We start from the raw sequence: 23,897 nt of genomic DNA on the forward strand, positions 1-23,897 counted from the left end.
GCGATGTGCTTGAGGTTTTTTTACAGGCAAAAAAAAGCGGCACACCGACCAAGTGCGCCGCAAAAATGCCGTTAAGCACAGCAACAACGATTCGATAAATCAGTTCAGTCCAGCAGCGCCAGCGCCTGGGCAGTGACTTCCTGGATACGCGCCCAGTCGCCGTTCTTGACCCACTCCGGATCCAGCATCCAGCTGCCGCCCACGCACATCACGTTTTTCAACGCCATGTAGCTCTTGATGTTGGCCGGGCCAACACCGCCAGTCGGGCAGAATTTGACTTCGCCGAACGGGCCGCCGAGAGCCTTGATGGCAGCAACACCACCGCTGACTTCAGCCGGGAACAGCTTGAAGCGGCGATAACCCAGGCCGTAGCCTTCCATGATGCCGGAGGCGTTGCTGATGCCCGGCAACAGCGGGATCGGGCTGTGCACCGAGGCTTCCAGCAAGTCACGGGTGATGCCGGGGGTGACGATAAATTGCGAGCCTGCCACTTCTGCCGCTTCGAGCATGTGACGGTCGAGCACGGTACCGGCACCGGTGCACAGCTCAGGACGTTGCTCGCGCAAGACCTGAATGGCCTTGAGGCCGAACTCGGAACGCAGGGTCACTTCCAGCGCGGTCAAACCGCCAGCGGCCAGGGCGTCGGCCAACGGCAGGATGTCCTGCTCGCGGGCGATGGTGATCACCGGCAGGATCCGCGCCTTGGCGCAGAGGCTGTCGATCAAGGCAACTTTATCCGCCATGGACACGGTCGGTTGAGGGCTTTTCATAGCGGCTGATCCTTGGCTCATGGGCACCAGTAAATCTCTAGAGTAGGTTGCAAAAACGCGCGAATCGGCATGGCAGCAACATCGTCGCTGGCCAGGGCGGCGCTCAAGGTAGTCAATTTCGAACTGCCGGAAATCGACAGCACGGTGTAGCTGGCCGTGGCCAGCAGCGCACGACTCATGGTCAGGCGCTGGTGCGGCACAGTGGGCGCCAGCATCGGCCAGCAACGGCGGGTACCGTCGGCCTTCAGCGCTTCGCTCAGGTTAGGGCTGTTGGGGAACAGCGATGCGGTGTGGCCGTCATCGCCCATGCCCAGCACCAGCACATCAATGGCTGGCAACTCGCCCAGCAGGCGATCGGCCTGCTCGGCAGCGTCTTCAAGATTGGCAGCGGGGCTGTACAGGCTCAAGAACTTCGCCTTGGCCGCCGGACCTTGCAGCAAGTGTTGTTTCAACAGGCCAGCATTGCTGTCGGCATGTTCGACCGGCACCCAGCGTTCATCGGCCAGGGTGATGGTGACCTTGGACCAGTCCAGGCCCTGCTTGGCCAGGTTCTGGAAAAACGCCACGGGGCTGCGGCCACCGGACACCACCAACGTCGCCTCGCCACGGGCACTGATGGCCGAGCGCAGTTGCTCAGCCACGTCATTGGCCAGGCCATCGGCCAGCAGCGCAGGCGTACGGTACTCATGGGCAGTGACGCCCTGAGGCAGTTTCAATTCAGATATCGCCATACCACGACCTCCCATCCCGCGTGATCAGTGCAATGGAGCTCATCGGCCCCCAGGACCCCGCCGCATAAGGCTTGGGCGCATCACCGGATTTTTTCCACCCGGCGATCAACTGGTCACACCACTTCCACGCGGCTTCGATTTCATCTTTGCGAACAAACAGGTTCTGATTGCCGCGCATCACTTCCAGCAACAATCGCTCGTAGGCATCGGGGATGCGTGCGCTGCGATAGGTGTCGGAAAAATTCAATTGCAGTGGTCCGCTGCGCAGTTGCATGCCTTTGTCCAGGCCCTGCTCCTTGGTCATCACACGCAGGGAAATACCTTCGTCCGGCTGCAGGCGGATGATCAGCTTGTTGCTGATCTGCAGACGCTGCTCCGGGGCGAAGATGTAGTGGGACGGTTCCTTGAAGTGAATGACGATCTGCGACAGTTTTTGCGGCATACGCTTGCCGGTACGCAGGTAGAACGGCACGCCGGCCCAGCGCCAGTTACGGATATCGGCACGCAGGGCAACGAACGTCTCGGTGTCGCTCTGGGTGTTGGAGTTGTCTTCTTCCAGGTAACCCGGCACGGCTTTACCAGCGCTGTAGCCGGCGATGTACTGGCCACGGACTACCTGAGTGGTCAGGCCCTCGGGGCTGATCGGCGCCAGGGCCTTGAGCACCTTGACCTTCTCGTCGCGGATGCTGTCGGCGGACAGGTCGGCAGGCGGGTCCATGGCAATCAGGCAAAGCAGTTGCAACAAGTGATTCTGGATCATGTCGCGCAGCTGGCCAGCCTTGTCGAAGTAACCCCAACGGCCTTCGATGCCAACCTGCTCGGCCACGGTGATTTCCACGTGGGAGATGTAGTTCTGATTCCACTGGGTTTCGAACAAGCTGTTGGCGAAACGCAGGGCGATCAGGTTTTGCACCGTCTCTTTGCCCAGGTAGTGGTCGATGCGGTAGGTGCGGTTTTCCGGAAAGAACTGCGCCACGGCGTCGTTGACCTTGCGCGACGACTCCAGGTCCGAACCGATGGGTTTTTCCAGCACTACGCGGGTATTTTCCGCCAGGCCGACCTTGGACAGGTTTTCGCAGATCGCGCCGTATACCGCCGCCGGGGTAGCGAAGTAGGCAATCAGGCGTTGCTCGCTGCCGGCTTTTTCGGCCAGGGCGACGTAGTCGTCGGCCTTCATGAAGTCGACATGCACATAAGCCAGGCGTGCGAGGAAACGCTGGGCCACGGCTTCGTCGAGCTCTTTGCCGACGTATTTACGCAATTCTTTTTCGATATGGGCCAGGTGTTGCTGCTCGGAGCCGGCTTCACGGGCCAGGGCCAGGATGCGTGTGTCGTCGTGCAGCAACCCGGCGCCATCGAGTTGATAAAGGGCAGGAAATAACTTGCGCAGCGCCAGATCACCCAAGGCGCCAAACAGGGCAAAGGTGCAGGGTTCCACGGTTATCGAAGGCATGATGTTTGTTCTTTTATCAAGTTAAGCTACAAATACCTTTTTTCAAGGCATCACTCAAGGAAAAATGTAGTAATAACCACAACATTTTCCCGAAATACGCATTGCGAGTGGTGGTGTTCAGCTACCCTCAGTAGGATAGGCCACCGCGAAAAGCCACTCATCGATTGGTTACCGCCTTTTTATTTGCATCGTCGCCCGAAGGAAAGACTGAATGGACCGCGTGCGAAATCTTCTGGAACAGATCCGGAACCGCCTCGAAGAATTGAACAAGGCCGAGCGCAAAGTCGCTGAAGTGATCCTGCTCAACCCGCAGCAGGCCACACGCTTCTCGATCGCCGCCCTCGCCCAGGCCGCCTCGGTCAGTGAACCGACGGTCAACCGCTTCTGCCGTTCGTTCGGTGTCAGCGGTTACCCTGAACTCAAATTGCAGTTGGCGCAAAGCCTGGCCAGTGGCGCCGCGTATGTCAGCCGCGCCGTGGAGGCCGATGATAACCCTGAGGCCTACACCCAGAAGATCTTTGGCAGCGCCATTGCCTCCTTGGACAGTGCGTGCCAGGCCCTGGACCCGGCGCTGATCAGCAAGGCCGTGGACTTGTTGATCCAGGCGCGGCAAATCCACTTCTTTGGCCTCGGCGCTTCGGCCCCCGTGGCCATGGACGCGTTGCACAAGTTCTTCCGCTTCAACCTGGCGGTGACCGCCCATGCCGACGTGCTGATGCAACGCATGATCGCCTCGGTGGCGCACACCGGTGAGTTGTTCGTGATCATTTCCTACACCGGCCGTACCCGCGAGCTGGTGGAAGTGGCGCGTATCGCTCGGGAAAACGGTGCGTCAGTGCTGGGCGTGACCGCCGAAAACTCGCCGCTGGCCAAGGCCAGTACGGTGAGCCTGAACATCCCGTTGCCGGAAGACACGGATATCTACATGCCGATGACTTCTCGGATTATCCAATTGACGGTATTGGACGTATTGGCAACGGGTATGACCCTGCGTCGCGGAGTGGATTTCCAGCCGCATTTGCGCAAGATCAAAGAGAGCTTGAATGACAGCCGATATCCGGTGGGGGATGAATTCAACTAAATCCGTGTCAACTGATCGTTCCCACGCTCCGCGTGGGAATGCCTCACTGGACGCTCTGCGTCTGCCTTTAGCGTCGTGACGCGGAGCGTCATAGGCTGCATTCCCACGCGGAGCGTGGGAACGATCATGAATTCAACTAGCAGGCAGCTCTTCCAGCAGTACCTGCGATAGCGCCATCAGCCATACCGCTAAACCCCTGCCCTGGCCTGTAAACTCAAGTGGGCCCTCTCCCCCGGCGCCAGGCTCGCTGCCGCCATCGCCGCCTCTACGCACACAAACCCCGACGCTTCGTTAAAGCTCACGCCCAACAGCGGCCGGCTCCCCGGGTGCCACACCACCGTGTCGGCGCTGTCGCCGGTGTCGATGCACAGTTCACGCTGCCAGGCGTGGTCCTTGAGCTGCAATTCGCCCTCATGCTGGAACACCCGCTGACATCCGCCATCGACCCGCAATTCACCTTCCTGCTGGCAAACCTGGCGATTGAGCTGGTCGTAACCTTGTGCTCCTTCGAGCCCAGACAGCGCTACCTCATCAACGTGACCAATACGCCAGTAAGCGTGCAATGCATGACTCAACTGGCACGGCAGCTCGTCGTGATGCTCGGTGCTCAGGCGCAGTTCCAGGGTGTCACCCAGGTGCGCGTGCAAGTCCACCTGCCAGTCGCACAGCTGCAATTGCCAATGCAGGCGCACGCCGTCGTCATCGGTGCTGCTGTCGAGCAGTTTCCAGTCGATCAAGCGGGCCCATCCGTGGGAAGGCCAGGCATTTTCGCTGGGGTGGCGGCCATACCACGGCCAGCACACCGGTACGCCGCCCCGAATGGCGCCGACCTGTGGCCACTTGGCCGCGCACCAGAGCCAGGGCTTCTGGCCGGTGGGCTGAAAATGCAACAATTGCGCGCCCTGGCGACTGAACACCGCCTGGCACAGCGGATGGTCGATCACCAACACATCGCGCATCTGAAAGCGCTCCCAGGCGAACACCGGACGCTCGCGCAGGGATTTGAAAAAGCGTTGCAGCGGTTGCTCGTGCATGTGCCCAGGTCCCGAATATCACAGTGCCACGCAAAAAAAAGCGGATAGCCATGGCTACCCGCAAATGCGCACAGAGAGAGGAGCTTATCGCAACAGCGTTAGAACGTAGACTGAATTTTCAGGCCCGCTACCAGCGCGTTGTCGACTTTATCCACGCCGCCAGGCTGGACAACGTACTGCAGGTTCGGACGCACAGTCAGCCAGTTGGTGACGTGGAAACCGTAGTTGAGTTCGACGTTGTACTCAGTCTCACGAATCGGCGTGTACAGCGGATTGTCGTAGTCGCTCACACCATTGGCGGCATTGAGCAATTGAGAGTTCTTCTTCACGTCATCGTTGACATGCAGGCGAGCGACGCCAATGCCGACGTCATCTTTTGGACGCGCGTCGAATGGGCCTTTGTACACGAGCATCAACGACTGGTAGTTGTCGACCAGGTTGGTTTCCTTGTCATGGAAGGTCGCGTTGGCTGCAATGTTCAGGCCACGGGAAGCGTCGCCGTTATGGGTGGTGAGTTGCTGTTGCGCAACGAACCAGTAGCCTTTCTTGCTGCTGCGGGTACGGAAGTCGGCGCCGCTGAGGACCGCATCGTTACCGTTGACGTCTTCACGTACATCCGGAGCATCGGCCGCACTTTTATAGAAACCCACACGGTATTCGCCCGGCAGGTTATTAACCTTCGGCGACCAGACCAATTCCACCGGAATCACGGTGCCCTTGGTACCACTGCCGCTGAGTTTGAAGCCGTTGCCGTGCTCCAACTGCGACGGGTTCTGGTTGTAGGCACCGATTTGCGCATACAGCTCAGGCGTGATGTTGTATTTCACGCGGATAGCGGCCTGGGCGACCGGCCAGTTGTACCAGGTATTGACGTAGTTACCGACCTGCGAGCCGCAGAACGACAGGTTCTGGAAGTCGCAAGGGAAGGTGTTGAAGTCTTCGCCTTCACCGAAGTAACCGAGCTTCACGTCCAGCTTGTTGTCGAACATCTGGTGCTGAATCCAGAACTGGGTCAGACGCACCATGTGGCCACGGCCATACACTTCTTGCGAGGAACTCAAGGTGCCGGCACGCGGGTCGCCAATGCGGTCATTGGAGATGTTCTGGCCATTACGATTGGTCAACTGGATCTTGGCCTGGGTGTTATCCCAGCCCCACAATTTTTCCAGGTCCAGCGCCACGCCCAGACCGAACTGGTCGGAGTAACGACCGGTCTTGTCGTCGTTGTAGCCGCCGTGGGCGTTGTAGCCCATCTCGCCCACGTAGTCGGCCTTGATGTCGATACCTTGCTCGATCAGCTTGGTACGCTCGCCGCCCCAATCGCCGGTCATCCACTTGGAATCGGCGCTGAATGCATCGGCCGCCATCGCATTGGCGGACAATACAAGGGCTGCTGCCGCTGACAGTTGGCAGATCAGCCGGGTGTTGTTGTGTTGCTTTTTCATCCCTACATCCTCGTCTTTATTGTTATTAAACTGTTTTTATCTAACGCGGGTTACATTTTTTAACTAAAACAATCACTTATCTTGCTCAACGCCCCTTGAACTGGGTCACATTGTCGGCATGCCCCTGTGCCGGCAATGAAGCCACTGCGCCCAACCGCTCACCGGTCTTGGCGTCAAACAGCAATACCTTGGCCGGGTCGAACTGCAAGGTCAGTGTCTCGCCCACTTGCGGTGCCACGTCCGGCGCCAAACGGCAGCAGACCTTGGTGTCATTGAGCTGCACAAACACCAGGGTGTCCGGGCCGGTAGGCTCGGTCACCTGCACTTCGGCGCGAATGCTCGACGAGCCGTTGCCCTCGCCCGCTGCCAGCACGATCTGCTCCGGGCGCAGGCCCAAGATCACATCGCGGTCTTCCAACCCGGCGTCATTCATGCCCAGCGGCAACTCGCAACGGGCCTGGCCGCTGTCGAGCAGCGCGACCAGACCACCGTTCTGGCGTTTTAGACGCATGGGAACGAAGTTCATCGGTGGTGAACCGATAAAGCTTGCCACAAACAGGTTGGCAGGGTCGTTGTAAATTTCCTTCGGGGTGCCGAATTGCTGAATGATGCCGTCCTTCATCACCGCCACTTTGTCGCCCAGGGTCATCGCTTCGATCTGGTCGTGGGTCACGTAGACGGTGGTGGTTTTCAGACGCTGGTGCATCAGCTTCATTTCGGTACGCATCTCGACCCGCAGCTTGGCGTCGAGGTTGGACAGCGGTTCGTCGAACAGGTAGATCTTCGGCCGACGCGCCAGGGCACGGCCCATGGCCACGCGCTGTTGCTGGCCACCGGACAACTGGCCCGGCTTGCGGTTGAGCAGGTGTTCGATCTGCAGCAACTTGGCCACGCGCGCCACTTCGGCGTCGATGTCGGCTTGCGGCATCTTGCGGATCTTGAGGCCGAACTCGATGTTCTCGCGCACGCTCATGGTCGGGTACAACGCGTAGGACTGGAACACCATGGCGATGTCACGGTCCTTGGGGCTCATGCCGCTCACGTCTTGATCACCGATCATGATCGCGCCGCCGGTGATGGTCTCAAGGCCGGCGATGCAGTTCATCAGCGTGGATTTACCACAGCCCGACGGGCCGACCAGGATGAGGAACTCGCCTTCCTTGATCGACAGTTCAATGTTCTTCAAGGTGTCGGGCAGGCCGGCGCCATAGGTCTTGTTTACATTGCGAAGTTCAAGCGTAGCCATGATTACCCCTTGACCGCGCCGGCCGTGAGGCCGCGCACGAAATACTTGCCTGCGATCACATAGACCAGCAGGGTCGGCAGCCCGGCGATCATCGCCGCCGCCATATCCACGTTATATTCCTTGGCCCCGGTACTGGTGTTGACCAGGTTGTTCAGCGCCACCGTGATGGGCTGGGAGTCGCCACTGGAGAACACCACACCGAACAGGAAGTCGTTCCAGATCTGGGTGAACTGCCAGATCAAGCAGACCATGATGATCGGCGTCGACATCGGCAGGATGATCCGGCGGAAGATGGTGAAAAAACCCGCTCCGTCCAGGCGTGCTGCCTTGATCAGCGCATCCGGGATGCTCACGTAGTAGTTACGGAAGAACAGCGTGGTGAACGCCAGGCCGTAGACCACGTGGATAAACACCAGGCCGGTGGTGGTGCTGGCCAGGCCCATCTTGCCGAGGGTGAACGACGCGGGCAGCAGCACAGTCTGGAACGGCAGGAAGCAGCCGAACAGCAGCAGGCCGAAGAACAGCTGCGAACCCCGGAAGCGCCAGAACGACAGCACGTAGCCGTTCAAGGCGCCAATGGCGGTAGAGATGAGCACAGCAGGAACGGTGATCTTGATCGAGTTCCAGAAGTAGCCATCCACGGTGGCCCAGGCCTTGACCCAGCCGATACCGCTGACCACGGTGGGCCAGCTCAGCAGGTTACCGGTGCTGATGTCTTCCGGGGTCTTGAAGCTGGTGAGCAGCATCACCACCAACGGCACCAGGTACAGCAGAACCGCCAGGATCAGCACCGCGTAGATCGCGATGCGGCTCAGGCTGATGGCAGGTTTGGCGGCGAGACTAGTCATTGCGCTTGGTCCTCAGCTCGGAATACAGGTACGGCACAATGATCGCGAGGATCGCACCGAGCATCAGGATCGCACTGGCCGAACCCATGCCCATCTGGCCGCGACTGAAGGTGAACGAGTACATGAACATAGCCGGCAGGTCGGACGAGTAGCCCGGGCCGCCTGCGGTCATTGCCGCCACCAGGTCGAAGCTCTTGATCGCAATGTGCGCCAGGATCATCACCGCACTGAAGAACACCGGGCGCAGGCTCGGCAGCACCACGCTCCAGTAGATACGCGGCAGGCTTGCGCCATCGATCTGCGCAGCGCGGATGATCGACTGATCAACACCGCGCAGGCCGGCGAGGAACATCGCCATGATAAAGCCCGAGGCTTGCCACACAGCGGCGATCACCAGGCAGTAGACCACGCGGTCCGGGTCGATCAGCCAGTCGAGACGGAAGCCTTCCCAGCCCCAGTCCCGCAGGAGTTTGTCCAGGCCCATGCCCGGGTTGAGCAGCCATTTCCAGGCGGTACCGGTGACGATCATGGAGAGCGCCATCGGGTACAGGTAAATGGTGCGGATAAAGCCTTCGCGGCGGATTTTCTGGTCGAGGAAAATCGCCAGCAGCACACCGATCACCAGGGTGATGCCGATGAACATGCCGCCGAACACGGCCAGGTTCTTGCTCGCCACCCACCAGCGGTCGTTATCGAACAGCCGCTGATACTGCGCCAGGCCCGCCCATTTGTAGCTGGGCAGGAAGGTCGAGGTGGTGAACGACAGCACGAACGTCCACAGGATGTAGCCATAAAAGCCCACCAGCACGATGAACATGCTCGGCGCCAGCACCAGTTTAGGGAGCCAGCGCTGCAGCACATCGAATGGCGAGGCCTTGCTGAACACAGCAACAGAACTCATGGGAAAATCCAGTACAGGGAAAAAGGACTACAGCCTGCAGGAACCCGCTTTTGTGGCGAGGGAGCTTGCTCCCGCTCGGCTGCGAAGCAGACGCTGCCTTTGGGGGCGCTTCACACCCCAGCGGGAGCAAGCTCCCTCGCCACAGCAAGCCGGGTTCCTACATAGGGTGTTACTTGGCCGACTTGATCGCCGCGCCAAGCTTCTTGGCCGTGTCGGCCGGGTCGGCTTTCGGGTCGTTGATGAAGTTGGTCACGACATCAAAGAACGCACCTTGCACCGCCAGGGTGGTGGCCATGTTGTGCGCCATGCTTGGCTGCAGGCCGCCAGTCTTGGCGTCGGCCAGGAAGTCCTTGGCGGCGGTCTGGGCGCAGGAATCAAAGCCGTAGGATTCCATCTTGGTCAGCATGTCGTTACGCACAGGGATCGAGCCCTTGTTGATGCTGAACACCTTCTGGAAGTTTTCACCCAGCACTACTTTGGCGATGTCCTGCTGACCAGCGGCAGTGCCTTTGTCTTTCTGCTTGAACACCGCCAGGGAGTCGATGTTGTAGGTGAAGGCTTTATCAGTGCCCGGGAACGCAACGCACTCATAATCCTTGCCGGCGACTTTCTTGGCGGCGGTCCATTCAGACTTGGCCCAGTCACCCATGATCTGCATGCCGGCCTTGCCGTTGATGACCTTGCCAGCTTCCAGGTTCCAGTCCTGGCCCTTGCCGTCGACGTCCATGTAGGTCGCGACTTTCTTCAGCTCGGTGAGGGCCTTGACCATTTCCGGGCCGGTCAGTGCGCCGTTATCCAGGTCGACCAGCGCTTTCTTGTAGCCATCAGCGCCCATTACCGAAAGCACCACCGCTTCGAACACGGTGCTGTCCTGCCAAGGCTGGCCGCCGTGGGCGAGCGCAATGAAGCCTGCAGCCTTGAGCTTGTCGCCCGCTGCATAGAATTCTTCGAGGGTGGTTGGGTTCTTGGTGATGCCGGCTTTCTTGAAGACTTCCGGGTTGATCCACAGCCAGTTCACGCGGTGGATATTCACCGGCACGGCCACGTAGTCACCTTCGTATTTCACGGTGTCGGAGACTTTCTTGTCGAGCAGCGAATCCCATTTTTCTTCTTTGGCGACGTCTTTGAGCACGTCGGTGTCGAGCAGGCCAGTAGAGGCCCATTCCTGGATATCGGGGCCTTTGATCTGGGCAACGCCTGGCGGGTTGCCAGCGACCGCACGGCTTTTCAGCACGGTCATGGCGGTGGCGCCACCGCCGCCTGCCACTGCACCGTCTTTCCAGGTGAAGCCGTCTTTCTCAACTTGGGCCTTCAGGACATCCACAGCCGCTTTTTCACCGCCGGAGGTCCACCAATGCACCACTTCCACCGTACCTTTGGAGTCGGCGGCAAATGCACTGAGGGGGAACAACGAGGCAATGGAAATAGCGACGGCGAGGCGATTAATCGCGTTCATCTGAGTACCTTTTCTTGTTGTTATGCATGCAAGTCTAGAGCTTGCGCTGCACGGAGTTTAAACATGGATTTTCGGGGCGCAGGTAACAAAGGGACGTACAAATGTCACCATCTGGTGACATAACAACCGCTGCCCAATGCACTGGCCAGGCTGGGTGCCAAGGGCAGTGCAGGCAGCACGACCGCTTGCCAGGCATGGTACAGGTCAGGTTTGCCGCCCCAGATTTTACTGCTGGGTTGGTTGTGCGGGCTGAGTTCGTGGTGCCAACTGCCCTGGAGCCGGTCGATGAAGTGGGTTTCGCAAAACTCCCAGAAGCGTCGGTACCAGGTTTCGTAATGCAGCTCGCCGGTACGTTTGAGCAGCGCCTGAGCAGCGGCGCTGGCTTCAGCATGGGTCCAGTGCAGGCGCTCGCGTACCACCGGGCGCTGGTTCCAATCCAGAGTGTAGACAAGGCCCGGCGCACCATCCACCGCCCAGGCGTACTCGCAGGCACTGGCGAACAGGCCTTTGGCGTCGCTCACCAGCCAGTCCGGCGTGGCCAGCTTGGCCTTGAGGCGCGCAGCTTCAAGGTGCAGCAGCAACCGCGCCCATTCGAAACCATGGCCGGGGGTGATGCCGTAGGGGCGAAAGCCATCGGCGGGGTTGTCTTGGTTGTATCCGAGCAACGGCTTCCAGTGCGCATCGAAATGTTCGATGACCATGAATTGGTTGCCAGCGGCATGGGTGTGGATCACCCGTTCGACGATGCGCAGCGCACGGTCCAGCCAACGTGTATCACCACTGACATCGGCCAATGCCAGGAAAGCTTCGGTGGCGTGCATGTTGCTGTTGGCGCCACGATAGGCTTCGACGCCGTTCCAGTCCCGGGCAAAGGATTCGAGCATGACGCCCTCCTCTTCGCTCCAGAAGAACTGGTCGATGATATGGACGGCGTCGTTCATTAATGTGCGCGCACCCGGCGCGCCGGCCACCACGGCAGAGCTGGCGGCGAGGGCCACGAAGGCGTGCAGGTAGGCGGCCTTGCCGGTGTTGCCATCAGCCGCCTGGGGCGCGGCGAACCAACCACCGTGCTCACTGTCACGCAGCGGGCCGCTGAGCGCTGCCACACCGTGCGCCACCAGCTCGGCATAACCCGGCAACCCCATGGCATGGGCCATGGCAAAGCTGTGGGTCATGCGCGCGGTGTTCATGGTTTCGGCGCGAGCATTGGCCGGCAACTGGCCTTTATCGTCGAGGTTGCCGAACCCGTCCGGCAGGCGCGATGCCTTGGCGAACGCCAACAGGCGCTGGCCTTCCGCGGCGAGCCAAGCGTGATGGGCAGGTGCATTCAGCCAACTGCTGGCAGGCAGTGGGTGGGTGGTCATGGGTGGCCCTTATTGTTTTTTTGGGATGACCGGAGTCTAAACAAGGGCGCGGCAGGGGCAAGTAACGAAGGGGAAAAGAAATGTCACCGAGTGGTGACAATCAACACCCGAATGTAGGAGCGAGCTTGCTCGCGAAAAGCTCACAAGCGCCGCGTTTATTCCAGGAAACCTGCGTGATCGTTAACGTTTTTTGCGAGCAAGCTCGCTCCTACAGAGAACGATTCAGATCGTTCGCACGCAGAGCGTGGGAACGAGCCTGTCCGGTCTACATCATTGACCCAGTGGGGTGACCGCAGCAGGCGCATTGAGACGCTGATTCAAGTTCTGCACCTGGCTCTGCAAGGTGGTGATATTGCGCGTGGTCTGGATGCGGAACACGTCGAATTCCTTGTTGGTCGGCGCGTCGATATTGGCCGGCTGGTTTTCCTGGGCGCTCTTGAGCACCAGCACGTCCTGCTCGAGGCGGGCGATGGCCGCGCTTGGGTTGCCTTGTTTCTTCAAGGCCGCCACATCGGTGGCCAGGCCCTTGCTCTCGGCCTGTGCTGCCGTGAGGCTGGCGACCGCGTCAGTGAGGGCCTGCACCTGGCCTTGCAGTTTGGTATTGGCCGCTGCCAGCTCGGTGTTGCTGGCGCTCATCTGGGCCAGGCGGCTGTCCAGTTCGGTGGTTTGACCGGCGACGCCCAACTGTTGCTTGCCCTGCTCCTGCAACTGGGCTTCCAGTTGCTTGATCTGCAGCTTCAAGGCTTCGCTGCCGTTGTTCACATTCGCTTCGCTGGCCACGACCTTGCCGGAAATCGCCTGTAGCCGTCCTGCCGCTTCCTCGCTGATGCGGGCAAAGCTTTCCTGGGTGGCAACCAACTGCTGGCCCATCAGGGAAATCTGCTGGAAGCTCCACCAGGCCAGGCCCGCAAAGGCGATCAACAGCGCACCGACCAGTGCCCACAACGGGCCAGTGCTGGCGCTCTTGACCTTGACCACGGGCGTCGTTCGCGAACGCACCGACGTCGCGGGGGTCGGCACGAAATCATCGTCATCCCCAAGGTCGGCCCGCAGGCTGGGAACGTTGTCGAAGTCGTCTTTAGCATCGTTACGCATGAATCTACCCTGAATCAATGAGATGGCTGGCTGTAAAGCCGAGCGGCAGGAGTATAAACCGCACTCCCGGCGCATGGATCGACTCGGAACCTGGAATGGGGTTCCCGAAGTGTTGCTGCTTATGAGGTTATTGGCGGCCCGGGTCCTGGGCTTTCCACCAACTGCAGAACTCGTCGAGCGCGGCCCACAGGCTGACCTTGGGCTCGTAGTCGAGATAATGCCTGGCGCGACTGATGTCGAGGGTGAAGTTTTTATTCATCACTTGCATGCCCAGACGCGATAACGCCGGTTCCGGCCGCCCCGGCCACATCGCGCAGAATGCCTCGTTCAACGCCGCCACGCTGTAGGACAAACCGTAGGATCGATAGCGGGTCACTTGGGGCAGCTCCATCTGCCGCATCACGTAGTTCACCACATCCCAGATCGGCACCGGTGCGCCATTGCTGATGTTGTAGGCTTTGCCCAGGGCCGAGCCGGTGGCGAGCAAACTGCTGAGCAGCGCCTCGTTGAGGTTGTGCACGCTGGTGAAGTCGACTTTGTTCAAACCGTCGCCGACGATCGCCAGACGGTTCTTGCGCTGCATTTTCAGCAAGCGCGGGAAGATACTCATATCGCCGGCCCCGGTGACAAAGCGTGGGCGCAGGGCTATCACTTGCAGGCCGAACTCCTGGGCGCCGAACACCTTCTGCTCGGCCAGGTACTTGGTAGCGGCATAGGGATGCTTGAAACGCTTGGGCACTTGCTCTTCGGTGAGCCCAAGGTGATCGCGACCGTCAAAATAGATCGACGGCGACGACAGGTGCACCAGGCGCCCCACGCGCTGTTTCAGGCAGGCTTCGACGACGTTTTCGGTGACCAATACGTTGTTCTGGTGGAAGTCCTGGTACTTGCCCCACAGCCCGACGGCGCCGGCGCAATGCACCACGGCTTCGACATCGCGGCACAGGTCACGCACAAGGTCGGCATCATTCAAATCACCCTGGATGAACTCGGCACCGCGCCGCACCAGGTGTTCCACACCCTCGGCGCGCCGCCCGTTGACCCGCACGTCCAGGCCCTGCTCAAGGGCGAAGCGCGCAAAGCGCCCGCCAATGAAGCCGCTTGCGCCGGTGACCAGAATTTTCATGTCGTACTCCGTGTTCTTTCATTTTTCATCGCTCTTGCCTTGACGCGCGCCATCACTCCAACGGCACCAACCAATGACCACACACATCGGCCAGATGGTCGGTCAACAAGCCCAACAGTTGCCCGCCACTGCGCCAATGATGCCAGTACAGCGGCACATCGATGGGCTTATCTGGCAATAACTCGACCAATACACCGGTTTCCAACTGGTCGCGCACCTGCAATTCAGGCACCAGGCCCCACCCCAGGCCGGCTTCCGTCAGGCGGATAAAACCTTCGGATGACGGGCACAGATGGTGTTCGAAACCACCGTCCACGCCAAGGGACGCCAGGTAGCGGTGCTGTAGGAAATCATCCGGGCCGAACACCAGCGCAGGCGTGCGCGCCAATTGGTCGGCCCGCACGCCTCTAGGAAAATGCCGCGCCAGAAAGGCCGGGCTGGCCAGCGCCCGATAACGCATGGCGCCCAGCAACAGGCTGCGAGCGCCGGCCACAGGACGCTCGCTGGCACAAATGCAGGCCGCCACTTCACCGGCGCGCATGCGCTTGAGGCCCACGGTCTGGTCTTCGACCACCAGGTCCAGCAACACATGCTGTTCGGCGCAGAAGTCGCTGACTGCCTCGGCCCACCAAGTGGCGAGGCTGTCGGCATTCAGGGCAATGCGCAGGCGCTCAGGCATGCCCTCCTCGTCCAGAGCCGGCACCTGGCTTTGCAGGTCACGCTCCAGCAAACGCACCTGCTGCACATGGTTGAGCAGGCGCCGACCGATATCGGTGGGCGTTGGCGGCGAGGCCCGTATCAACACCGGCTGGCCGACGCGCGCCTCCAATAGCTTGATGCGTTGGGAGATGGCTGATTGCGACAGCCCCAACACCTGGGCACCGCGCTCAAAGCCGGCTTGTTCCACCACCGCCGCCAGGGCGGAAAGCAATTTATAGTCGAACATCAGTTTCTCTAATGAGCGATCAGCAATATTGGTTTTTCTTATACAGCCCCGACCCGCACCATAGCCAGCATCGTTTGAGCATCAACAAGGATCTCCTTCTATGTGGCAAAGCTATATGAACGGTTTGCTGGTGGCCCTCGGGTTGATCATGGCAATCGGCAGCCAAAATGCATTCGTACTCGCGCAGAGCCTGCGCCGCGAACACCACTTACCCGTGGCGGCGTTGTGTGTGATCTGCGACGCACTGCTAGTGGCCGCTGGGGTATTCGGGCTGGCCACCGTGCTGGCGCAGAGCCCGATACTGCTGGCGGTGGCACGCTGGGGCGGCGCAGCGTTCTTGCTCTGGTATGGCGCATGCGCGCTGCGCAGGGCGTGCTCCAAGCAGAGCCTGGACCAAAGCGACACCCTCAAGACGCGCTCATTGCGCGCTGTGCTGCTGAGCGCTTTGGCGGTCACCTTGCTCAACCCCCATGTCTACCTGGATACCGTCCTGCTGATCGGCTCCCTGGGCGCGCAACAAACCGAACCCGGTGCCTACGTAGCCGGTGCAGCCAGTGCATCGTTCCTGTGGTTCGCCACCCTGGCGCTGGGTGCGGCATGGTTGGCACCCTGGCTGGCACGCCCGGCCACCTGGCGCCTGCTGGACCTGCTGGTGGCCGCGATGATGTTCTCGGTGGCCTATCAACTGATCAGCGCCTGAGCAATATTCCAAAACGCTCTGGAACCTCTATCCCACACAGTTGTTGCGTGGTTATGCCGCACCCCCGGTGCTATGATCGGCCCCCTGCGCCGCAAAGAGTACAAACTCCCCGGCGCATGTTTGGCCGCCCGTGATCGGCCTTGCGCTCACCGCAACTGACCTGATTAGGAGAATCATCATGGCTTTCGAATTGCCGCCGCTGCCCTACGCACACGATGCCCTGCAGCCGCACATCTCCAAGGAAACCTTGGAATACCACCACGACAAGCACCACAACACCTATGTCGTGAACCTGAACAACCTGGTGCCTGGCACCGAGTTCGAAGGCAAGACCCTGGAAGAGATCGTCAAGTCTTCCTCGGGTGGCATCTTCAACAACGCCGCTCAGGTCTGGAACCACACTTTCTACTGGAACTGCCTGGCGCCGAACGCCGGCGGCCAACCAACCGGCGCACTGGCTGAAGCCATCAACGCTGCGTTCGGTTCGTTCGACAAGTTCAAGGAAGAGTTCACCAAGACTTCGGTCGGCACCTTCGGTTCCGGTTGGGGCTGGCTGGTGAAAAAGGCTGACGGTTCCCTGGCCCTGGCCAGCACCATCGGCGCCGGCAACCCGCTGACCAACGGCGACACCCCGCTGTTGACCTGCGACGTCTGGGAACACGCCTACTACATCGACTACCGCAACGTGCGTCCAAAATATGTAGAAGCGTTCTGGAACCTGGTCAACTGGAAGTTCGTGGCTGAGCAGTTCGAAGGCAAGACCTTCACTGCCTAAGCGACGCTTGCAGTAAAAAGAGCCCGGCGATTGCCGGGCTTTTTCATGGGCGCCCTGATTGCCATGCCAGAAATCCCGGAACCCAACGGTAACTATTCACCACACAAACGCCAGGAGGAATAAACCTCCTCAATCAATGTGGAGAATGACAATGGATCCTATTTCAACGGCCGCAGGTGCAGTGCCAATGTTATCCGGTCTTCTTGAGAAGGGAATGGACTTGGCAAAAAGCGCACTGGACTTGACGAACAAACTCGTAGACATAGCGGGTGAACAGTCAAAGGTCGGAGGGGAAGAGCAACAGCCAGAGGGTAAGATCAATTTTTGAGAGCGTCGCCAAACAGAGGGCGGATCTGTTCCGCCTTCTTCTTCTCTGCCCGACGTCCAGCCCACGCCTCAAACGCCCTGACATAAGCGGGTATCCCTCCACGTTTATCCAGCCCCTTCAATTAATCTCAAGCCCGAATGTCCCTTTGACTGCCATCACCAGATTGCCAATACTCATGGCATATTGACGGCCACCCGCATGAGACAAGGAATGCCCCTTTGAAGCTGGAACTCAAGAACAGCTTGTCGGTGAAGTTGCTACGGGTTGTGCTGCTTTCGGCATTGATCGTGGGTGTGGCGCTGAGCGTGGCGCAGATCGTTTTTGATGCCTACAAGACGCGCCAGGCCGTGGCGGGCGATGCCCAGCGCATCCTCGACATGTTTCGCGACCCCTCGACCCAGGCCGTGTACAGCCTGGATCGCGAGATGGGCATGCAGGTGATCGAAGGTCTGTTCCAGGACGACGCTGTGCGCATGGCTTCCATCGGGCACCCCAACGAGACCATGCTGGCGGAAAAAAGCCGTCCTTTACAGCAGTCGCCCAGCCGCTGGTTGACCGACCTGATTCTTGGCCAGGAACGCTCCTTTACTACTGCGTTGGTGGGCAAGGGCCCCTACAGCGAATATTACGGCGACCTGAGCATCACCCTCGACACCGCCACCTATGGCCGAAGTTTTCTGGTCAGCTCGGTCATCATCTTTATCTCGGGCGTATTGCGCGCCCTGGTCATGGGGCTGGTGCTGTACCTGGTGTATCACTGGATGCTCACCAAACCGCTGTCGCGGATGATCGAGCACCTGACCTCGATCAACCCGGACCGCCCCAGCGAGCACAAGATCCCTCAGCTCAAGGGCCACGAACGCAACGAACTGGGGCAGTGGATAAACACCGCCAACCAATTGCTCGAATCCATCGAGCGCAATACCCACCTGCGCCACGAGGCCGAATCGAGCCTGTTGCGCATGGCCCAATACGACTTCCTGACCGGCCTGCCGAACCGCCAGAAGTTGCAGGCGCAACTGGACAAAATCCTCACGGACGCCGGCCGCCGGCAACGCCGTGTCGCGGTGTTGTGCGTGGGGCTGGATGATTTCAAGAGCGTCAACGAGCAATTCACCTACCAGGCCGGCGACAAACTCTTGTTGGCGCTGGCTGATCGCTTGCGCGCCCATAGTGGCCACCTGGGCACGCTCGCCCGCCTGGGCGGCGACCAGTTCGCCCTGGTGCAAGCCGATATCGACCAGCCCTACGAAGCCGCCGAACTGGCGCAAAGCATCCTTGATGACCTGGAAGCAGAGTTCGCCCTTGAGCATGACCTGATCCGCCTGCGCGCCACCATCGGCATCACGCTGTTCCCGGAAGATGGCGACAGCACCGAGAAGTTGCTCCAGAAAGCCGAGCAGACCATGACCCTGGCCAAGAGCCGCTCGCGCAACCGCTATCAGTTTTATATCGCCAGCGTCGACAGCGAAATGCGCCGGCGTCGTGAACTGGAGAAAGACTTGCGAGACGCCTTGGGCCGCGAGCAGTTTCACTTGGTGTACCAACCACAAATCAGCTATCTCGACCATCACGTGGTCGGTGTGGAAGCCCTGCTGCGCTGGCAACACCCGGAACATGGGCTGGTACCGCCGGACTTGTTCATTCCGTTGGCGGAACAGAACGGCACCATCATTTCCATCGGCGAATGGGTGCTGGACCAGGCGTGTCGGCAACTGCGCGAATGGCATGACCAGGGTTTCACCGCGCTGCGCATGGCCGTCAACCTGTCCACCGTGCAACTGCACCACACCGAGTTGCCGCGGGTGGTCAACAACCTGATGCAGATCTATCGCCTGCCGCCCCGCAGCCTGGAGCTGGAAGTGACCGAGACCGGCCTGATGGAAGACATCAGCACCGCAGCCCAGCACCTGCTGAGCCTGCGTCGCTCCGGCGCGCTGATCGCCATTGATGACTTCGGCACCGGCTACTCATCCTTGAGTTACCTCAAGAGCCTGCCCCTGGACAAGATCAAGATCGACAAGAGCTTCGTCCAGGACCTGCAGGACGACGACGATGACGCCACCATCGTGCGCGCCATTATCCAATTGGGCAAAAGCCTGGGCATGCAGGTGATTGCCGAAGGCGTGGAGACTGCCGAACAGGAGGCCTACATCATCTCCGAGGGGTGCCATGAGGGGCAGGGTTATCACTACAGCAAACCGCTGCAGGCCCGGGAGTTGACGGCTTATCTGAAGCAGTCCGAGCGCAATAACGCCGTGAGTCTTTGAATTTACACTTCGATACTCAATATTTCCCGCGTATAAGCCTTTACACAAAATGCAAATCTTTCGCATTATGTCGCAGCGTTTGCGCTCCCCGCGCGCCCTTTCAACAACCGAAGCAGGATGTTCGCCATGATTCGTATGCCCCTGGCCACCGCCAGTCTGCTGGCCATTGCCATTTCTCTCGCCGGTTGCGGCGAAGGTAAAGACAAGGCCGCCGCGCCCCAGGCACCCGCTGCCGCCAGCACTACCGCACCGGCGGCTGCCCCGGCTGGCCAGGTCGACGAAGCGGCCGCCAAGGCCGTGGTCGCGCACTACGCAGACATGGTGTTTGCGGTGTACAGCGATGCCGAATCCACCGCAAAAACCCTGCAGACCGCAATCGATACCTTCCTCGCCAACCCGAACGACGAAACCCTGAAAGCGGCCCGTACCGCCTGGATCGCCGCACGCGTACCCTACCTGCAGAGCGAAGTATTCCGCTTCGGCAACACCATCATCGACGACTGGGAAGGCCAGGTGAACGCCTGGCCCCTGGACGAAGGCCTGATCGACTACGTCGACAAGTCCTACGAGCACGCGCTGGGCAACCCAGGTGCGAACGCCAATATCATCGCCAATAACGAGATCCAGGTCGGCGAAGACAAGGTCGACGTCAAGGAGATCACTCCGGAAAAACTCGCCAGCCTCAATGAACTGGGCGGTTCCGAAGCGAACGTCGCCACCGGCTACCACGCCATCGAATTCCTGCTGTGGGGCCAGGACCTCAACGGCACCGGCCCAGGCGCGGGCAACCGCCCGGCATCGGACTACATGACCGGTGACGGTGCAACCGGCGGCCACAACGAGCGTCGCCGCACTTACCTGCGCGCCGTCACCCAACTGCTGGTCAGCGACCTGCAGGAAATGGTCGGCAACTGGAAGCCCAACGTCGAAGACAACTACCGCGCCACCCTGGAGTCGGAACCTGCGACCGATGGCCTGCGTAAAATGCTGTTCGGCATGGGCAGCCTGTCTCTGGGCGAACTCGCCGGGGAGCGCATGAAAGTATCCCTGGAAGCCAACTCGCCGGAAGACGAGCAAGACTGCTTCAGCGACAACACCCATTACTCGCACTTCTACGACGCCAAGGGCATCCGTAACGTTTACCTGGGCGAATACACCCGTGTTGACGGTACCAAGCTGACCGGCGCCAGCCTGTCGTCCCTGGTGGCCAAGGCCGACCCGGCAGCAGATGCAGCCCTCAAGGCTGACCTGGCCGCCACCGAAGCGAAGATCCAGGTGATGGTTGACCACGCCAACAACGGCGAGCACTACGACCAGTTGATCGCCGCCGACAATGAAAAGGGCAACCAGATCGTGCGTGACTCGATTGCCGCCCTGGTCAAGCAGACCGGCTCGATCGAGGCTGCTGCCGGCAAGCTGGGCATCAGCGACCTGAACCCGGACAGCGCTGATCACGAGTTCTGATCAAGCGCAGTTGAAAGAGGCGACCTGCGGGTCGCCTTTTTCATGCGCGCAATAACTGCCGCCGTTATACCTGTGGGAGCTGGCTTGCCTGCGATGGCGGTGGTTCAGTCGACTGATCTGTAACTGACACACCGCCATCGCAGGCAAGCCAGCTCCCACATTGGATTCCGGGGCGTCAGGTGGATATCCGCCGGCTGGCAGGCCAGCTCCCACAGGGGTTCTCCATCAACCGGCAGCCCTTGGTTTACAAGACCTGCACCGCAGGTAGAATGGCGCCTCTGCCCAATCACCCGAGCGAACTTCATGGCGTTGCCGACCCTGCGCATCATCGGTTTCATCATCGGCATCTTCCTGATCACCCTTGCGGTCGCCATGGTGATCCCGATGGCGACCCTGGTGATCTTCGAACGCACCAGCGACCTGCCCTCGTTCCTGTGGGCCAGCCTGATCACCTTTATCGCCGGCCTGGCGCTGGTCATCCCTGGTCGCCCAGAGCACGTGCACCTGCGCCCCAGGGACATGTACCTGCTGACGGTCAGTAGTTGGGTGGTGGTGTGCATCTTCGCCGCCCTGCCCTTTTTGCTGACCCAGCACATCAGCTACACCGACTCGTTCTTCGAAAGCATGTCCGGCATCACCGCCACAGGCTCCACCGTGTTGAGCGGGCTGGACAGCATGTCGCCGGGCATCTTGATGTGGCGTTCGCTGCTGCACTGGCTCGGCGGTATCGGCTTTATCGGCATGGCGGTGGCGATCCTGCCGCTGCTGCGCATTGGTGGCATGCGCTTGTTCCAGACCGAATCCTCGGACCGCTCGGAAAAGGTCATGCCTCGTTCACACATGGTGGCGCGCCTGATCGTGGCGGCGTATGTGGGCATCACCATCTTCGGCAGCCTGGCCTTCTGGTGGGCCGGAATGGGCGTGTTCGATGCGATCAACCATGCGATGTCGGCGATTTCCACGGGCGGGTTTTCCACCTCGGACGAGTCCCTGGCCCATTGGAAACAACCGGCGGTGCATTGGGTCGCGGTGGTGGTGATGATCCTGGGCAGCTTGCCGTTCGCCCTGTACGTGGCCACTTTACGTGGTAACCGTCGGGCGCTGATCAAGGACCAGCAGGTGCAAGGCTTGCTCGGCCTGTTGCTGGTGACCTGGCTGGTACTCGGCACCTGGTACTGGTGGACCACCAACCTGCATTGGCTCGATGCCTTGCGCCATGTGGCGCTGAACGTGACGTCTGTGGTGACTACCACCGGCTTTGCACTGGGGGATTACAGCTTGTGGGGCAACTTCTCACTGATGCTGTTTTTCTACCTGGGCTTTATCGGCGGCTGCTCGGGCTCCACCGCGGGCGGTATCAAAATCTTCCGTTTCCAGGTGGCCTACATCCTGCTCAAGGCCAACTTGAATCAGTTGATCCATCCGCGCGCGGTGATCAAGCAGAAGTACAACGGCCATCGCCTCGATGAAGAGATTGTGCGGTCGATCCTGACTTTTTCGTTTTTCTTCGCCATCACCATCTGCATGATCGCCCTGGCCCTGTCGCTGCTAGGCGTGGACTGGATGACCGCGTTGACCGGCGCCGCCAGTACCGTTTCCGGCGTGGGCCCCGGCCTGGGCGAAACCATCGGCCCGGCCGGCAACTTCGCCACCCTGCCGGATGCCGCCAAGTGGATCCTGTCCCTGGGCATGTTGTTGGGGCGCCTGGAGATCATCACCGTGTTTGTGTTGTGCATTCCGGCGTTCTGGCGTCACTGACCGACGACGTTTGCTGCAAGCGCGCCCGGTATTCACCGGGCGTGGCATCGAACCAGCGGCGAAACGCGCGGAAAAAGTTGCTCGGGTCGGCAAACCCCAGCAGGTAAGCGATTTCCAGCAAGGTCATGCTGGGTTGTGCCAGGTACTGCTCGGCCAGTTCGCGCCGGGTGTCATCAAGCAAGGCCTGGAAGCTGGTGCCCTCCTCCTGCAGCCGCCGCTGCAAGGTGCGCTGGGACAGGTGCAACGTCTGGGCCACGGCTTCGCGCTTGGGCTCGCCCTGAGGCAACAGGCGGCACAGCACCTGACGCGCCTTGTGGGTCACGCGGCCTTCGGAAAAACGCGCCAGGTATTCACCGGCAAAGCGATCATGCAACAGCGCCATGGCTTCGTTGGCCGTGGGCAGCGGCGCCTCCATGTCCGCCTGCTCGAAAATCAGCGCGTCATAGGGTGCATTGAATTGCAAAGGCGCATGAAAGGCCTGTTGGTAGGGCGCCAGGTCCGCCGGCTGCTCGCCTTGCAGCAGCACTTTGCGGGGCTGCAGGGTGCGCCCGGTGAGCCAGCCGCACAGGGCCAGGGCGCTGGCCAGCGAGGCTTCGGCGCTTTGACGGGTCGGCGGCAGGTGATCGCCATGCACCGTCAGAATCAACGCATAGCCTTCGGGTAACAGTCGAAAACTCAAATCAGCGCTTTCGGCGATGATGCGCTGGTAGCGCACCAATCGCATAAAACCTTCGGCCAGGGTGTTGCTGGACATCAACGCATAACCGGCAACGTGAAACGAGGCCGGGCGCACCACCTTGCCCATGTTCAGGCCAATCGCCGGGTTACCCGACACCTCTACCGCGCGTTGCCACAGGCGGGTCATGGCGTCTTGCGGGAAGCGCGCATCGGGGTCACTGAGGGCGGCGTAGTCCAGGCCCAGTTGCTTGAACAAGGCACGGCAATCCAGGCCATCCATTTCCAGCGCCTTGACGATGCCCATCGCCCAGCTTGCAGAAGTTGTTCGTTCGCTCATGGCGTCTTCTTGTTGAAAGCAGGCTCAAACGGCAGCCAGGAAGCCAAGGATACTAAAGTGGCATCTATTGTCACTGGCTGTTAGCACTGAT

At 60.3% G+C, this 23,897-nt stretch carries 20 protein-coding genes; 6 read left to right on the top strand and 14 right to left on the bottom strand.

The features are described from left to right. Positions 1-104 precede the first annotated feature (104 nt). From OC445_RS19110 to zwf, 3 genes are read right to left on the bottom strand one after another with little or no spacing between them, the layout of a single operon-like run. Entirely contained in the window at positions 105-770 is a 666-nt protein-coding gene (locus OC445_RS19110; RefSeq protein ID WP_026067364.1) for a bifunctional 4-hydroxy-2-oxoglutarate aldolase/2-dehydro-3-deoxy-phosphogluconate aldolase, read from the bottom strand. 17 nt (positions 771-787) lie between these two features. Beyond that, positions 788-1,501, bottom strand: a complete 714-nt coding sequence (pgl, locus tag OC445_RS19115; protein ID WP_034128520.1) for a 6-phosphogluconolactonase — start codon at positions 1,499-1,501, stop codon at positions 788-790. After that, positions 1,488-2,954 carry a glucose-6-phosphate dehydrogenase gene (gene zwf, locus OC445_RS19120; RefSeq protein ID WP_034128521.1) on the bottom strand — a complete coding sequence of 489 codons (1,467 nt, stop codon included), beginning with the start codon at positions 2,952-2,954 and terminating at the stop codon, positions 1,488-1,490. Before zwf ends, pgl begins: the two co-directional genes overlap by 14 nt. A gap of 220 nt (positions 2,955-3,174) precedes the next feature. Here zwf and OC445_RS19125 point away from each other — a divergent pair, with 220 nt between their 5' ends. Next, positions 3,175-4,035 (top strand): MurR/RpiR family transcriptional regulator, encoded by an 861-nt coding sequence (locus OC445_RS19125; protein WP_169856377.1) that lies wholly within the window; start codon positions 3,175-3,177, stop codon positions 4,033-4,035. Positions 4,036-4,223: 188 nt separating this feature from the next. On the opposite strand, the gene OC445_RS19130 is transcribed toward OC445_RS19125, so the two are convergent. The 10 genes from OC445_RS19130 to OC445_RS19175 all read right to left on the bottom strand — a co-directional run bounded on the left by OC445_RS19130 (position 4,224) and on the right by OC445_RS19175 (position 15,496). Continuing rightward, positions 4,224-5,069 carry a D-hexose-6-phosphate mutarotase gene (locus OC445_RS19130; RefSeq protein ID WP_054896703.1) on the bottom strand — a complete coding sequence of 282 codons (846 nt, stop codon included), beginning with the start codon at positions 5,067-5,069 and terminating at the stop codon, positions 4,224-4,226. Positions 5,070-5,167: 98 nt separating this feature from the next. Next, complete coding sequence (locus OC445_RS19135; protein WP_054896702.1) at positions 5,168-6,514, bottom strand: carbohydrate porin; 1,347 nt, start codon at positions 6,512-6,514, stop codon at positions 5,168-5,170. Positions 6,515-6,599: 85 nt separating this feature from the next. Continuing rightward, positions 6,600-7,760 carry an ABC transporter ATP-binding protein gene (locus OC445_RS19140; protein ID WP_096144824.1) on the bottom strand — a complete coding sequence of 387 codons (1,161 nt, stop codon included), beginning with the start codon at positions 7,758-7,760 and terminating at the stop codon, positions 6,600-6,602. Positions 7,761-7,762: 2 nt separating this feature from the next. After that, positions 7,763-8,608, bottom strand: coding sequence for a carbohydrate ABC transporter permease (locus OC445_RS19145; RefSeq protein ID WP_003193763.1), 846 nt, complete (start codon positions 8,606-8,608; stop codon positions 7,763-7,765). After that, entirely contained in the window at positions 8,601-9,509 is a 909-nt protein-coding gene (locus OC445_RS19150; RefSeq protein ID WP_003193765.1) for a carbohydrate ABC transporter permease, read from the bottom strand. The genes OC445_RS19145 and OC445_RS19150 overlap by 8 nt, the downstream gene beginning before the upstream one ends. 169 nt (positions 9,510-9,678) lie before the next feature. Next, entirely contained in the window at positions 9,679-10,965 is a 1,287-nt protein-coding gene (locus OC445_RS19155; protein WP_198790633.1) for an ABC transporter substrate-binding protein, read from the bottom strand. A gap of 104 nt (positions 10,966-11,069) precedes the next feature. Continuing rightward, positions 11,070-12,329 carry an AGE family epimerase/isomerase gene (locus OC445_RS19160; protein ID WP_198790634.1) on the bottom strand — a complete coding sequence of 420 codons (1,260 nt, stop codon included), beginning with the start codon at positions 12,327-12,329 and terminating at the stop codon, positions 11,070-11,072. 270 nt (positions 12,330-12,599) lie between these two features. After that, the gene (locus tag OC445_RS19165; RefSeq protein WP_089042418.1) at positions 12,600-13,424 is read right to left on the bottom strand and encodes an ATPase; all 825 of its coding nucleotides are present in this window, start codon (positions 13,422-13,424) and stop codon (positions 12,600-12,602) included. 127 nt (positions 13,425-13,551) lie between these two features. Then, the gene (locus OC445_RS19170; protein WP_034128528.1) at positions 13,552-14,550 is read right to left on the bottom strand and encodes an NAD-dependent epimerase/dehydratase family protein; all 999 of its coding nucleotides are present in this window, start codon (positions 14,548-14,550) and stop codon (positions 13,552-13,554) included. A 52-nt stretch (positions 14,551-14,602) separates the two neighbouring features. Next, positions 14,603-15,496: a LysR family transcriptional regulator ArgP gene (locus OC445_RS19175; RefSeq protein WP_198790635.1), complete on the bottom strand. Its 894-nt coding sequence runs from the start codon at positions 15,494-15,496 to the stop codon at positions 14,603-14,605. Between the two features lie 100 nt (positions 15,497-15,596). Between OC445_RS19175 and OC445_RS19180 the strand changes: the two genes are divergently transcribed. From OC445_RS19180 to OC445_RS19200, 5 genes are all read left to right on the top strand, one after another. Next, positions 15,597-16,196, top strand: a complete 600-nt coding sequence (locus tag OC445_RS19180) for a LysE/ArgO family amino acid transporter (RefSeq protein WP_034128530.1) — start codon at positions 15,597-15,599, stop codon at positions 16,194-16,196. 178 nt (positions 16,197-16,374) lie between these two features. Then, positions 16,375-16,971 (top strand): superoxide dismutase, encoded by a 597-nt coding sequence (locus tag OC445_RS19185; protein WP_003175739.1) that lies wholly within the window; start codon positions 16,375-16,377, stop codon positions 16,969-16,971. A 546-nt stretch (positions 16,972-17,517) separates the two neighbouring features. After that, positions 17,518-19,569 (top strand): putative bifunctional diguanylate cyclase/phosphodiesterase, encoded by a 2,052-nt coding sequence (locus OC445_RS19190; RefSeq protein WP_198790636.1) that lies wholly within the window; start codon positions 17,518-17,520, stop codon positions 19,567-19,569. A gap of 126 nt (positions 19,570-19,695) precedes the next feature. Further along, positions 19,696-21,033 carry an imelysin family protein gene (locus OC445_RS19195; RefSeq protein ID WP_034128533.1) on the top strand — a complete coding sequence of 446 codons (1,338 nt, stop codon included), beginning with the start codon at positions 19,696-19,698 and terminating at the stop codon, positions 21,031-21,033. Between the two features lie 303 nt (positions 21,034-21,336). Next, positions 21,337-22,791 carry a TrkH family potassium uptake protein gene (locus OC445_RS19200; RefSeq protein ID WP_003193780.1) on the top strand — a complete coding sequence of 485 codons (1,455 nt, stop codon included), beginning with the start codon at positions 21,337-21,339 and terminating at the stop codon, positions 22,789-22,791. On the opposite strand, the gene OC445_RS19205 is transcribed toward OC445_RS19200, so the two are convergent. After that, on the bottom strand, positions 22,748-23,806 hold the full coding sequence (locus tag OC445_RS19205) for an AraC family transcriptional regulator (protein ID WP_198790637.1): 1,059 nt from the start codon (positions 23,804-23,806) through the stop codon (positions 22,748-22,750). The two genes, OC445_RS19200 and OC445_RS19205, sit on opposite strands and share 44 nt — an antisense overlap. Between the last annotated feature and the right edge of the window lie 91 nt (positions 23,807-23,897).

It is taken from the genome of Pseudomonas sp. Pse35, from assembly GCF_024519715.1.
In the GTDB taxonomy this organism is placed as follows: Bacteria; Pseudomonadota; Gammaproteobacteria; order Pseudomonadales; family Pseudomonadaceae; genus Aquipseudomonas; species Aquipseudomonas paracarnis.

Coding starts and splice junctions, on each gene's coding strand:
- OC445_RS19195 (WP_034128533.1), top strand. CDS start 19,696: ATGATTCGTATGCCCCTGGCCACCGCCAGTCTGCTGGCCATTGCCATT.
- OC445_RS19200 (WP_003193780.1), top strand. CDS start 21,337: ATGGCGTTGCCGACCCTGCGCATCATCGGTTTCATCATCGGCATCTTC.
- OC445_RS19135 (WP_054896702.1), bottom strand. CDS start 6,514: ATGAAAAAGCAACACAACAACACCCGGCTGATCTGCCAACTGTCAGCG.
- OC445_RS19155 (WP_198790633.1), bottom strand. CDS start 10,965: ATGAACGCGATTAATCGCCTCGCCGTCGCTATTTCCATTGCCTCGTTG.
- OC445_RS19185 (WP_003175739.1), top strand. CDS start 16,375: ATGGCTTTCGAATTGCCGCCGCTGCCCTACGCACACGATGCCCTGCAG.
- OC445_RS19140 (WP_096144824.1), bottom strand. CDS start 7,760: ATGGCTACGCTTGAACTTCGCAATGTAAACAAGACCTATGGCGCCGGC.
- OC445_RS19150 (WP_003193765.1), bottom strand. CDS start 9,509: ATGAGTTCTGTTGCTGTGTTCAGCAAGGCCTCGCCATTCGATGTGCTG.
- OC445_RS19180 (WP_034128530.1), top strand. CDS start 15,597: ATGTGGCAAAGCTATATGAACGGTTTGCTGGTGGCCCTCGGGTTGATC.
- OC445_RS19160 (WP_198790634.1), bottom strand. CDS start 12,329: ATGACCACCCACCCACTGCCTGCCAGCAGTTGGCTGAATGCACCTGCC.
- zwf (WP_034128521.1), bottom strand. CDS start 2,954: ATGCCTTCGATAACCGTGGAACCCTGCACCTTTGCCCTGTTTGGCGCC.
- OC445_RS19170 (WP_034128528.1), bottom strand. CDS start 14,550: ATGAAAATTCTGGTCACCGGCGCAAGCGGCTTCATTGGCGGGCGCTTT.
- OC445_RS19205 (WP_198790637.1), bottom strand. CDS start 23,806: ATGAGCGAACGAACAACTTCTGCAAGCTGGGCGATGGGCATCGTCAAG.
- OC445_RS19165 (WP_089042418.1), bottom strand. CDS start 13,424: ATGCGTAACGATGCTAAAGACGACTTCGACAACGTTCCCAGCCTGCGG.
- OC445_RS19110 (WP_026067364.1), bottom strand. CDS start 770: ATGAAAAGCCCTCAACCGACCGTGTCCATGGCGGATAAAGTTGCCTTG.
- pgl (WP_034128520.1), bottom strand. CDS start 1,501: ATGGCGATATCTGAATTGAAACTGCCTCAGGGCGTCACTGCCCATGAG.
- OC445_RS19130 (WP_054896703.1), bottom strand. CDS start 5,069: ATGCACGAGCAACCGCTGCAACGCTTTTTCAAATCCCTGCGCGAGCGT.
- OC445_RS19175 (WP_198790635.1), bottom strand. CDS start 15,496: ATGTTCGACTATAAATTGCTTTCCGCCCTGGCGGCGGTGGTGGAACAA.
- OC445_RS19145 (WP_003193763.1), bottom strand. CDS start 8,608: ATGACTAGTCTCGCCGCCAAACCTGCCATCAGCCTGAGCCGCATCGCG.